Raw genomic sequence first — 11831 nt, 5'->3', positions numbered from 1 at the left:
CTATTCAGAGGTAGAAGAAGCCGGCACCGTGATCGGAATCAGCGGACCCGCCGTATCGTTGGAGCGCTTGCGGACAAGGTGCGGTGTCAGCACCATTAACAACTCACCGGCGTCGACCGTACGCAAGAGATCGGGGGTGCTCTGGAATCCGGGAAGATCGCTCAGCCCGGGAATTCCGGTTACCGCGGCTGACTGGCTCTGCGACATATTGCTGACCAGGAATGCGGTCGCGCCGTCGGCGACGGTCACGTCCGAGGTGAATGACGTATTGGTAAGGACGGGAATGTTATCTACCGAGCCGCCGGCGAGCGATTCGATCTTGAAGTCCAGGTGAAGGCTGATTAGACCCGCTTTCTGGATTGTCGGGGTCGCCTTCAGCGTCAGGCCCAAATCTTCGTACTGAATCTGTGGGGTGGTGGCAGTCGTCGCGGCGTTTAGAAGGCTAGCCACACTGACGCCATTCACGGTGGCGCCCCCAAGCGCCGAGGTAGATGCGGCAGTAGTCGAGTAAGTGGACTGCGTGATGGGATACTTCGAGCCGGCACGGAAGGTCGCGCTCTGGCGGTCCCCGACCCGCAGTTGAATCTCATCGAGTGCACGCGTGTCGCTCGAGTTCAGAGCAAGATTCAGTCCCGAGGTCGTCGTGGAGTAGATCCCCGCTGTCGTGATACCTCCGCCGACCGTGGCAAGCAGTCCGGAGATCAGAGGACTGGTGATGAGGCCCGCCTTGATAAGCGCCAGCACCACCAGGATGTCGCTGGTACCTGCGGGAACGAGGCCCTGCGCGATGGCCTGATTGATGAGCGTCTGATTTGCGGCAACCAGGCTCTGGGCCTCGCCGGCAAGACTGAAGGCCCCCGCCTGTGAGGGGAGCGTGGCCCCAATGTTCCGGGTCGTAGTCTTATCGACGCTGTAGAGCTTCAGGTCAATCATGACCTCGCTGTTTCCTTCGAGCAGATCGCGCAAGGTCAGGTTCAGCGCGTCGAGGGTGTCGGCCGGGGCCCGGACGACGAGAGTCCCGAAGCTGTTCTGAACCGTAACCTGCTTCACCTCGAAGACGCTTCGGATCATGTTGCCTAGCTCCGCCAGTTGCTCATTGGTCATTCCCGCGGCGTAGATGGTCTCCTGCACCTGGTGCTGGTATTTCGTGCGGCTCTCCTGGTTGTCGATAGCAACGAAGAAGCTATCCGGAGTCAGCGGAACTGTGAAGATGGTTCCCATCTGGCTCAGGACGCGAACGGCCTGTGCGAAAGTAACGTCTTCAAGGTCGAACTTGACCTGCTGCTGCGGGACGGTGCTATCCGTTATGACCTTCAGGCCGTAGGCTGCGCCCAACTGACGCAGGGCTTCGGGCAGGGCGGCGTGGATGTGAAAGCTCTTCAAACCAGCCGCGGGCTTCAGTTCGACAGGGCCGGCCAGCCGCGGTCCATCGATGATCCATGAGTCCACCCTGGAACTTTTCACCGGTTCGTTCGGATTCGGATGCTGCGCCAACAGTGGATTGTCAGGATCGATCTTGCGCGCCTGCGTCAGAAGAGCTTCGGCCTGTATCACATGGCCGTCGATGCGGGCCTTGCCAGCCTGATGCACAAGTTCGACGACCCGGCCCTCGCGAACCGACGTCACCGCCAGCGCGTAGTCCCGGTTATCAGGGGCAAGGTTGGCCGCAATCTGGAACTGGCGCTCGGCAGCCTCGCGGTCGTTGCGTTCCAGCAGACGTGCGCCGTCGATGAAGGCTTGCTCGGCCCTGCTATTTTCCTTCGCGTGGGTGTTGTTCTTGGGGTTGCGTTGCTGGGAGACGGCACCAGTGACGGAGGTAGTGATCCCAGGATCGGACGCTGTCCCGGAGGTCTGGGCTATCAAAGACGCGCAGTGCGAGCAGAAACAGGCACCCAGCACGAGTCCAGCGAAGACAAAGCGCCGACAAGGCCGCTTTCTGGTGTCATCGTAGATAGCGTGGAGGGCTGGAAGTCTCATCCGACTTCAGTTTAGACGGATGAGGCGACTATCGGGCGCTGGCGATGCTCGTAATTCTGGCGCGGTCGCCCATTCTGTCACTACTGGGCGGACGACGCATGCCGCTGCGGATCTTCGCGGTGTCCATGTCGAGCTCGGCGAGGGTCCGGCTCAACGTGTTGCGGTGCATGCCAAGCTCTTCGGCTGCCTTACACTGGTTGCCTTTGTGGTGCGCGAGCACTTCGAGGATGTAGCGCTTTTTGAATTGGCGCACAGCTTCGGTGTAATCCACACCGTTGGCGTGCATCTGGGTAACCAGTATATCGAGCTCGCGTTTCAAAGGCTTCCCTCACCGTGGCCCCGCCTTTTTATGCGGGACCAGCTTTTACATTGTGCCTCTACATCGACCGCTTGATCCAATCGAAGGTCCTGTGCTTCAACTCTTGTGATGGAGTTGCTGGATGCCCTCGCGGATATGTTGCTGAAGGTTGGTTGGCACCACGAAGGATACCGCATGCGCCCCCTGAAGGAAATACCCGGAGAGAGCAGAATTTCTCAGGTAGAACGATTGAGGCAGAAAAGCGGCGCCCACCATCAATAGCGCAACGCCCATCAGGCAGCCGCGCACCAATCCAAAGACGCCGCCGAGCAGGCGGTCGATGAAGCCCAGCCCGACTGTCTTGGCGGTCTTCTGCAGCAGCGTCCCCGCGAGCCCGCACAGGACCATCGTGACTACTACGATCAGCAGAAACGCCACGATCTGGGCGACCGTCCAAGGCAGCAGCCGCGTCAGGTAGGCGCTGAAGAGCGAGTAGTTCCAGCTGGCCAGCAGGATGCCGGCTATAAGCCCCACCAGCGAAAAGACCTCTCGGAAGAAGCCGCGCATGATCGCCGCAATTGTCGAATAGGCGACGACCGCGACAAGAAACCAGTCGAATAGGTTGAAGGATCGAATATCAGGCACGTTCATGGACCTTCCTCATATTCTCTCGCCCGTAAGCGAACCACGATCACCAGATGGCGTGAAGGTACCTTCGCGGGTAATGTCTATCTCACCATTTCGAGACCGGACCGCCCGGTGATAAGCCGGAAGGCTTCGAGATATTTCTCGCGCGTCTTCGAGATGACCTCATCCGGCAGCGATGGCGCGGGTGCCTGCTTGTTCCAGTGGATGGATTCGAGATAGTCGCGGACGTACTGCTTGTCGAAGCTGGGCTGCGCACCGCCGGGTGAGTAGCTCTCCGCAGGCCAGTAGCGCGAAGAGTCCGGGGTAAGGACCTCGTCGGCGAGCACAATCTTCCCGTCCACAAGTCCGAACTCGAACTTGGTGTCGGCGAGGATCAGGCCCTCCGTCGCGGCATGAGCCGACGCCTTCTCGTAGATGGCAAACGTGAGCCGGCGCAGCTCCGCCGCATAATGCTCGCCGATGGTGTCGACCATCACGCCGTAGGAGATGTTCTCATCATGGCCGCCAGTGTTGATCTTCGCGGCTGGCGTGAAGATGGGGCAGGGAAGCTTGTCGGACTCGCGCAGGCCTTTAGGCAGCTCGATGCCGCAGACGGAGCCAGTGGCGAGGTAGTCCTTCCAGCCAGAGCCGGAGATGTAGCCGCGAACCACGCACTCGACAGGGAACATCTCCGCCCGGCGGACGAGCATGGATCGGCCTTCGATCTGCGACTCGTAGGGCGCGATCTTCGCGAGCAATTCCGCCGACGGCGACGCAAGCAGGTGGTTCGGGACGGTATCTGCAACGAAATCGAACCAGAAGTGCGAGAGCTGGGTGAGGATCTTTCCCTTCTCCGGGATGCCGGAGCCGAGCACGTGATCGAAGGCTGAAATACGGTCGGTGGCGATGAACAAAAGCTCTTCGCCCATGGCGTAGAGATCGCGGACCTTGCCGCGAGCGGTGAGCGGGATATCGCCGAGAGAGGTAGTGAGCAGAGCAGAAGACGTATGCGAATTCATGGGACTTCCAGTATCTCGCAGAACGCCGGGTGCCGTGCGATCATCTCGATAAAGGGCCAATCCCGTTCTTGTCTTCTTTGCTCGTCCTTTTTGTTTGTCATTCCCGATGGGAATCTGCTGTTCGAAATCAGCCAAAGCGAGGGTAAGAGTTGGAGTATAGGAAGTTGCTGAAAGAGGACGCCGCCGCGTATTGGGCGCTGCGGTTGGAGGCGATAGAACGCGAACCGCGATCATTTGGCCCGACGCCCGAGGAGCACCGGCAGGTCACGATCGATGAGATCGTCGCGTTCCTCTTTGGGCAGGACACCTTCGTAATGGGTGCCTTCGATGGCGAAGCCATGATCGGATTCGCCCGATTCGAACGCGAGCACGGAAGCAAAGAACGTCATAAAGGACATGTTCGCGGAGTGTACGTCGCAGCCTCGCATCGCGGGCGTGGAGCTGCCAAGGCGATTATCGGCGCGTTGATCGACGAGGTGAAGACAGACCCCAGCATCGAGCAGCTGATGTTGGCTGTAGGTGTCTTCAACACCGGCGCGCGCAAGGTCTATCTTGGCCTGGGATTTGTGCCCTTCGGATTAGAGCCGAGAGCGCTCCGTGCCGGCGATGAGTATGTCGACGAGGAGCACATGATCCTGTTTCTTCATTAAAGCTCTAAAGGGCGGGCTTCGCGGCCGATTGCTCCAGCGCAAGCGCGGCATAAGCCGTCGCGGTGTCGCTCATGAACTTGCCGATATTGCTCTCCGGATCGCGCTGCTTGTTCAACGAAGCGGCCTGCCAGCGGCCATCTTTGCCCTGGTGGTCTTCGAGCCACGTGAGCGCGCCTCGCAGCGATGCGTCCTTGCGATCGGACACGTTGGCCTCTAGCGCGAGAGCGACCAGCGCGGTAGCGTAGCCGTCACTCTCCGCGGGCTGCGCCGTCTTGTCAATGCGATCGATCGAGTCCAGCGAGGCGATCTTCCATCCTCCATCGCTCTGCTGCAGCTTGCGCACCCGGGCGAGAAGATCCCCGTGCTGTGCAGCGTCCAGTAACTCCGAAGCCTTCGCCGATGCCCAATAAACGTATAACTGGTTCAGCAGCGGCTGTTCGGCATAGTGCTTTCGCAGGTAGGATTTCAAAAGCCCCAAATGTCGCGCGTCTTCCGGCGAAGTGAGTGCGGCCGGCGAGGTAGACGCCAGTTCCAGCATCAACATCGCCGCACCCTGGTAGCTCGACTCGTTCGACTCCCAAGGGGAGAGATGAAAATTCTGCCAGATCCACCCGCCTTCATCGTCTCCCGCCTGCAACTGCAGCGCCCATGCCTCATCCAACGCGGTGCGCGTTATGGGCCGCACCCGCCCCAGGTTGGCGTCGTAGCTGAGCAAAATGACTGCGTTCATCACAGCTTCGGTTGAGTGCGACTCGGCCGTCTTGCCAGCGCCGTCATGCGCGTCCGAGTAGAAGGGAACTACCTCGCCCCACTGGCCGACGCGCTTTTCGACACTGGCGATCATGACCGTCTCCGGCGCTGCAGCCGAGGTTTCGTGTAGCGCGGCTCGTAACGCCGGACGCGCCATCGCATAGGGCACATTGGTGTGGCAGGAGATGCAGACAGTGCCATGATCTTTTTGCGCCCGAGGCCAGCCCTGCCACCATACCTCGCGATCATCCAGATATTTTGCCGCCGCTGCCTTGTCCCATGTTCCCGCACCCGGATTGGAAGGGCCGGCAAATCCATGAACCGGCGCAGTTCGCCACAGGCTCAGGCCAGCCAGGCAGAGTGCGGGAAGCACGTACATCCCTGCGCGGTACAGCTTCATGGAAGGCTCCCTGTGCATGCGGTAAATAGACTTGATCGTCACTCACAGTCTCGCGCTACAATTCGCGGTATGCAAGAACAAAGACGCACGATGCTGAAGGCGATGGGAGCGGGAGCGATGATGTTTGCCATGGGCGGTCTCTCGGCGGAGGCGCAGGACGGATCAAAGGACGGCGCAACCGTCTTCGAGTTGCGGATCTATCACACGGTGGAAGGCCGATTGCCTGCGCTGCTGGCGCGGTTCCGCGACCACACGGTAAGCCTCTTCACGAAACACGGCATCGTCAGCGTTGCCTATTGGACGCCCACCGATGATCCCCTGAAGGACAAGACGCTCATCTACGTGCTGAAGCATCCAAGCCGCGAGGAGGCGACCAAGAACTGGAAGGCGTTCCAGGACGATCCCGACTGGATTAAGGTGAAGACGGACAGCGAGGCCAGCGGAAAAATCGTCGAGAAGGTCGACTCTACTTTCATGACCATGACAGACTTTTCGCCGAAGGTGTAGCGAGCATAAGGGGGCGGGATGGGATTGCGGGGAGTGGTAGTCTTCGCGGTGGGGATTTTGCTGACTACAACAGCGGCGAGTGCCGAGAGTCCGCAGTCGCTGATTCAGCGGGCGGTGAACTCCGAACGCGCGGCCAACCAGAACGATCATTCGAACTGGATGTATCACGAAGAAGTAAAGAAGCCGAAGGACGGCGTCGTGCAGTGGGTGGCCGCGACCCAGCACGGCGACGTACACCGCGTCTGCCAGCGCAACGGGCAGCGAATTCCGGATGCGAGGCAGCGCGATGTTGTGCAGGAATTTTTGCACGACGCGCACGCCCAGAAGAAGTCGGTTGAGGAAGACGCCCACGACGCGAAGCAGATCGATGACTTCCTGAAACTGCTGCCGGTGGCGTTTATCTGGACGCAGACGTCATCCGACGCGGTTAACACCACGCTGCACTTCGAGCCCGATCCGAAGTTCCACCCTCCAACCCGCGAGGCGAAGGTCTTCGGCGGCATGGTGGGCGACGTTGTCGTCGACAACCAGCAGTTGCGCGTCCGCAGCATGAGCGGGCATCTGACCCACGAGATAACCTTCGGCGGCGGCCTGCTGGGAAGGTTGAAGGAGGGAAGCTCGTTCGCGCTGGAGCAGTCGCAGACCGGGCCTTCACTGTGGCAGCTTACGTCGCTGCATGTTCACCTCGTCGGAAACGCTCTGCTGTTCAAGAGCGTGTCGCTGGAAGAGGATGATGAGCGGACGAAGTTCGAGCTTCAATCCCCAAATGTGACGGTGGAACAGGCTGGGGAACTGGTGATGAAACAGGTGGAATAGGACTCACGGGCAAGGTAGTAATTGCGATTTTCAAGAGGCTAGAAGCGAGACCTCTGAGAATCAATAAAGCACGGGGCCATGGAGATGTATCGGGTACCCCGTGAGCACATAGTGTTGCATGTCCTTCTGAATGAACTTGTCGTGCTCTTCAGCATCACCAATGTTGTAGGTAATTACGACAGGGCAAGCTCTGGAACCCCCATAGGGATTGACAGTCCAGCCCGCAAGGAAGTCTCTCGCTGACTTACGCAACATTTCTGGGCCGCTCAATATTTCAACATCCAAGACAGTGCCATCGGGCGAAAATTTCATCATGGCGATCACCTGGCCGGAAACATGTGCGGCCTTGGCAATCGGCGGATATAGAAGAGTCGTCGCTTCACGGATCGCGCTGAGTCCACAGCCTGACCCTTCGGCTTGACTAGAGGCGAAGAATCCCAAGCAGACCAGAATGAGAAGCGAACGAAAGGGCATAGCCATTTATAAACCTGCTTAACAGCGGGAAAGAGAAAAAAGCCGGGGCGTAGTGATTACGCTCCCGGCTGCGCAAACTTGTTTTCGTCGGAGCTACGCCACGGCGCGGCGGTCCTGCTCGTTGCGGTTGCCCTTGCCGAGCGCAACGCTCACGATCTTCGACACACCCGGCTCCTGCATGGTGACGCCGTAGATCACATCCGCCTGCGACATCGTCCGCTTCGAGTGGGTGATGACCACGAACTGCGTTGTCGCGCTCATGTCGGAGATGAGCTTGGCGAAGCGGCCCACGTTGGTCTCGTCCAGCGGAGCGTCGACTTCGTCCAGGATGCAGAACGGCGCGGGCTGGAACTGGAAGATTCCGACCAGCAGAGAGAGCGCGGTGAGCGCCTTCTCTCCACCCGAGAGCAGAAGGATATTCTGTAGCTTCTTGCCCGGGGGCGAGGCGACGATGTCGATGCCGGACTCGGCCGAGTTCTGTTCGTCGGTCAGGCGCATGAAGGCCTGCCCGCCGCCGAAGAGCTTGGTGAAGGTGACCGAGAAGTTGTCGTTGATGACTTTGAAGGCCTCGTCGAACTTGAGGCGCGAGACATCGTCGATCTCCTTGATCGACGCCTGCGTGTTCTCGATCGATTCGAGCAGGTCCTTGCGCTGGCCTTCCATGAAGGTGTGGCGCTCAGCGGTCTCGGTGTACTCCTCAAGCGCCATCATGTTGACCGGGCCCATGGCTTCAAGCCGCTGCTTGAGCGAGCGGGACTCTTCCTCTTCGGTGACCAGAGCTTCGCCTTCAATGCGGGCGATGCCTGCATCTTCACGCAGCGCCGTCGCGACCACACCGAGGTCGTTGAGGCACGTCGCCTCAATGTGCTCGATGTCCGAAGCCAACTTGGCAGCGCGTGCGGTCAGTACAGCACGCTGTTCGCGCAACGCTTCCGTTTCGTGACGCAGCGTGCGGAGCTTCTGGTCGAGCTCGGTCATGCGCGCGCGAAGCTCTGCTGCCTCTGAGGTAAGGCGAGCGCCGTTTGCGGCGGCGGTAGCGCGGGCTTCGCTCAACTGCTCGTGCTGAATCGCAAGCGATGAGGTCTCTTCTTCGCGGCGCTGCTTCTCCGTGCTCGCCTGGGCGAGCTGCTGCTCAAGCTGCTGGATGCGGGCGTTCTGCGTGTTGAAGAGGCGCGCGGTCTGTTCGAGGTTGGCGGCGGCGTTGCGGCGGCGTTCTTCCAATCCGGCCAAGGAGGCGGAGGCTTCGGCCGCAGCCTGTTGTAGAAGCTCACGCTGCTCGCGTAGATTGCCGAGTTGCTGCTGCAGGTCGGCGAGTCCGGCCTCCGAAGCGGCGCGCTCGGTGTCGAGCTTCTCGGCGGTGTCCTGCAAGCGGGCGATGAGGTCGGCCTTCTGCGTGCGCGCGTCGCGGTTGCGCTCGCTGTTGATCTGCCAGTCCTGGAGGCGCCGTTCGATACGTTGGGCCTCGGAGTCCATCTGGCGAAGGGCAGCGCCGGAGTTGGCAACCTCGCGCTCTGCGTCGCGGCGCTCGTGCCCCTTGCCTTCGAGCGAGCGATTGAGCTCGGAGATGCTGTGCTGCAACTCGGCGGTCTTCGTGTCGGTTGCTGCAAGCTCGGCTGCCGCAGCGTCGACCTTCTGCTGGACTTCGTTCAACTCACGCTTCAGTGCGAGAGGACCCTGAGCGCGAGTCCGTCCACCGGTCACGGTGACGTTGTGGAAGGTATCCCCAGATGGAGCTAGGAAGAAGGCCTGCGGATACTCGAGAGCAAGGTTGCGAGCGGTCTCCGAGTCAGGAGCAACATAGCCATCGCGCAGGCGCGGCAGCACAACTTCGAGCGAGCGGCCAAAGCCGTTGCGGACCTTGATGCAGTCCTTCAGCGCAACGATCCCGTCACCGCTGGGCTGATTGGCGACGTTCACGCCGTTGGCGAAGCCATCGGGATTTTCGGTATGGACGAGAAATGTGGCGCGTCCGGCGACATCCTTCTGCAACAGCCGGAGACCTTCGCCGGCCGAGTCCCAGCTCTTGACGACGACGTAGTTCAGCTCATCGCGCAGGAACTCGTCGACGATGCCTTCGTACTTGCCTTCGACATCGAGGAAGTCGGCGAGCGTGCCCATCGGTGCAAGCTCGCCAGCACCAGCCGAGGGCTTGGCGCGGAAGAGGTTCTTGACCGTGTCGGTCGAGTAGCTGTGTTCGCGGATCAGCGATTCAAGCGAGTTGCGACGGCCCTGCAGCGTGGCCTGTTCTCCGCGAAGCTGGTCGCCACGGCGCTTCGACTGATTCTCGGCGTTGCGGGCCTGTTCGAGCTCGAGGCGCAGGGCCGCAATCTCGGCCTCCAGGCGCTTCAGGCGCTCGGTGACGGACTCGAAGGACATCTTGACCTGTCCACGCTCAAGACCAAGCTGTGTGAGCTCCTGGCGCGCGACGTCGGACTCGCTCTTGAGACGCTCGCCTTCGCGGTCGAGGCTGGCGAGAGCGGCGGAAGCCTGAGCCTCTTCGTTGCGAGTCTGCGATGCGCGCTGCAGCAGAGACATGCCGTTGCGACGATTGTTTTCAACCTGCTGCTCCGCCTGGGCGAGGGCGCGGATAGCGTTCTGCGCTGCGGCCTGCTGGGCTTGTGCGGCTTCGCGCGATCCGGTCGACTCCTCCGTTGCCGTCTCGAGGAAGCTGCGGTGCTGTTCCTGCTCTCCGGCAAGCTGCGCAAGTTGCAGTCGGGCGCCTTCTAGCTCCTCGCCGCCATTGGCGATGCGGTTGGTCAGCTCTGCGACGCGATCCGTGTTCGATGCGGTGCGGGCGGTGATGCGTTCAAGCTCCACGGCGGACTGGTTCGCGGTGGTGTTCGCCTCGCGAATCTGCGCGTCCAGCGTGTAGCCGGTGCTGACGCCCTCAGTGTGCGCGGCGTCCATCGTCTCCAGGTCGGCGGCCTGCGCGTCAATCACGACCCCGAGGCGCGCAATCTCCGTGGCCGCAGCGCTGGCTTCGGTATCGAGCTGCGACATGCGGCTTGCGAGCACTACGCGAAGCTTCGTGCGAAGCTCGTCCCGCAACGCGCCGTAGCGCTCGGCTTTGGCGGCCTGGCGCTTCAGCGTGCCCATCTGCTTGGTGACTTCGTCGAAGATGTCGTTGACCCGCGATAAGTTCTGCTTGGCCGATTCGAGGCGAAGCTCGGCGAGTCTCTTCTTGGTCTTGAAACGCGTAATGCCGGCGGCCTCTTCGATGATGCCGCGGCGGTCGAGCGGTTTCGAGCTGAGCAGTTGTCCGATGCGCTCCTGGCCGATGATGGCGTAGCTCTCGCCACCAAGGCCCGTGCCCATGAAGATGTCCTGGATGTCGCGCAGGCGGCAGATCTTGCCGTTGAGCAGGTACTCGGAGTCGCCGGTGCGGAAGAGGCGGCGGGTGATGGTGATCTCCCCGGCGCGCACAGGAGCGCGACCGAACTTGCGGCGGCGAATCTTCAGGACGACGTTATCGGGATTGGCCGGATCGGGCTCAGCATTCGCCTCTGCGGGCAATATCTTCTGATCGCCCTCGATCACGGTGCCGGGCTGCGCGTCGGCGACAGCCTCTTCGGTCTCTTCGGCGCGCTGCTGGCGGAGCGCGGTCTCGTCCCAGTCGGAGACAGATGTGGAATTGATAGCGACGACATCGGACTCGTCATGCAACTGATTGCCGTCGTAGACGTCTGGATCGACCAGCGTCAGCGATACCTCGGCCATGCCGGTCGGCTTGCGATCACGCGTGCCGGCGAAGATCACGTCTTCCATCTTGATGCCGCGCAGGCTCTTGGCGGATTGCTCGCCCAGCACCCAGGTGATGGCGTCAGAGATGTTCGACTTGCCGCAGCCGTTCGGCCCGACGATGGCGGCGATGCCTTCGCCTGATAGCTGGACTTCGGTGCGGTCACAGAAGGACTTGAAGCCGAGGATCTGAACTTTTTTGAGCTTGAGCATGTGGCCTCTTGGACGCGGCGCATTCCGAGGATCAGGAGAAGACCGCCTAGCTGTACTTTAGTGGCGCGAACCTCGTCAGGCAACATGTGCAACGCTACATCTTGTGGGAAATCGGGGCGTAACCCAACAAATAGATGCCGGCTGCGTATTGAGGCGTCTCCAAACCGTCGACCTTCAGGTCTTAAATGGTTGGAAAGGGGAAATCCCGGAACAGAAGCACCAGAACGAAGAAGAACGCATCTCACATGCTTGTGAAGCAAAGATTGGCCTAGTCGACGAAACGGTTCAACGACGGCAAGGCGTGAATGCGTCACCCGCCGCGATACATATGGGATACAAATCTCTATGGATGCGTTGCGAAT

At 60.7% G+C, this 11831-nt stretch carries 10 protein-coding genes; 3 read left to right on the top strand and 7 right to left on the bottom strand.

The genetic code is table 11. The features are described from left to right. The 4 genes from HDF16_RS17855 to HDF16_RS17840 all read right to left on the bottom strand — a co-directional run bounded on the left by HDF16_RS17855 (position 1) and on the right by HDF16_RS17840 (position 3921). Positions 1-1977: a hypothetical protein gene (locus HDF16_RS17855; protein WP_184219609.1), complete on the bottom strand. Its 1977-nt coding sequence runs from the start codon at positions 1975-1977 to the stop codon at positions 1-3. A gap of 28 nt (positions 1978-2005) precedes the next feature. Next, complete coding sequence (locus HDF16_RS17850) at positions 2006-2296, bottom strand: helix-turn-helix domain-containing protein (RefSeq protein WP_184219606.1); 291 nt, start codon at positions 2294-2296, stop codon at positions 2006-2008. A 96-nt stretch (positions 2297-2392) separates the two neighbouring features. Continuing rightward, positions 2393-2926, bottom strand: coding sequence for a CvpA family protein (locus HDF16_RS17845; RefSeq protein ID WP_184219603.1), 534 nt, complete (start codon positions 2924-2926; stop codon positions 2393-2395). A 77-nt stretch (positions 2927-3003) separates the two neighbouring features. Then, positions 3004-3921 (bottom strand): phosphoribosylaminoimidazolesuccinocarboxamide synthase, encoded by a 918-nt coding sequence (locus tag HDF16_RS17840; protein ID WP_184219598.1) that lies wholly within the window; start codon positions 3919-3921, stop codon positions 3004-3006. A gap of 149 nt (positions 3922-4070) precedes the next feature. Here HDF16_RS17840 and HDF16_RS17835 point away from each other — a divergent pair, with 149 nt between their 5' ends. Beyond that, positions 4071-4571 carry a GNAT family N-acetyltransferase gene (locus HDF16_RS17835; protein WP_348641350.1) on the top strand — a complete coding sequence of 167 codons (501 nt, stop codon included), beginning with the start codon at positions 4071-4073 and terminating at the stop codon, positions 4569-4571. Between the two features lie 4 nt (positions 4572-4575). Here the strand turns inward: HDF16_RS17835 and HDF16_RS17830 are convergent, their stop codons facing one another. Next, on the bottom strand, positions 4576-5721 hold the full coding sequence (locus tag HDF16_RS17830; RefSeq protein WP_184219593.1) for a hypothetical protein: 1146 nt from the start codon (positions 5719-5721) through the stop codon (positions 4576-4578). Between the two features lie 69 nt (positions 5722-5790). On the opposite strand from HDF16_RS17830, the gene HDF16_RS17825 reads away from it, so the two are divergent. Both HDF16_RS17825 and HDF16_RS17820 read left to right on the top strand, forming a co-directional pair. Beyond that, the gene (locus tag HDF16_RS17825; protein ID WP_184219590.1) at positions 5791-6228 is read left to right on the top strand and encodes an NIPSNAP family protein; all 438 of its coding nucleotides are present in this window, start codon (positions 5791-5793) and stop codon (positions 6226-6228) included. Between the two features lie 18 nt (positions 6229-6246). Next, on the top strand, positions 6247-7044 hold the full coding sequence (locus HDF16_RS17820) for a hypothetical protein (RefSeq protein ID WP_246409269.1): 798 nt from the start codon (positions 6247-6249) through the stop codon (positions 7042-7044). A 60-nt stretch (positions 7045-7104) separates the two neighbouring features. Here the strand turns inward: HDF16_RS17820 and HDF16_RS17815 are convergent, their stop codons facing one another. Together HDF16_RS17815 and smc are read right to left on the bottom strand one after the other, a co-directional pair. Beyond that, the gene (locus HDF16_RS17815) at positions 7105-7524 is read right to left on the bottom strand and encodes an energy transducer TonB (RefSeq protein ID WP_221312872.1); all 420 of its coding nucleotides are present in this window, start codon (positions 7522-7524) and stop codon (positions 7105-7107) included. Between the two features lie 87 nt (positions 7525-7611). Continuing rightward, positions 7612-11469: a chromosome segregation protein SMC gene (gene smc, locus HDF16_RS17810; protein WP_184219584.1), complete on the bottom strand. Its 3858-nt coding sequence runs from the start codon at positions 11467-11469 to the stop codon at positions 7612-7614. Positions 11470-11831: the final 362 nt, after the last annotated feature.

It is taken from the genome of Granulicella aggregans, assembly GCF_014203275.1.
Lineage (GTDB): Bacteria > Acidobacteriota > Terriglobia > Terriglobales > Acidobacteriaceae > Edaphobacter.
The sequence above is the reverse complement of the archived record's forward strand: the minus strand, read 5'-3'. Positions and strand labels throughout refer to the sequence as shown.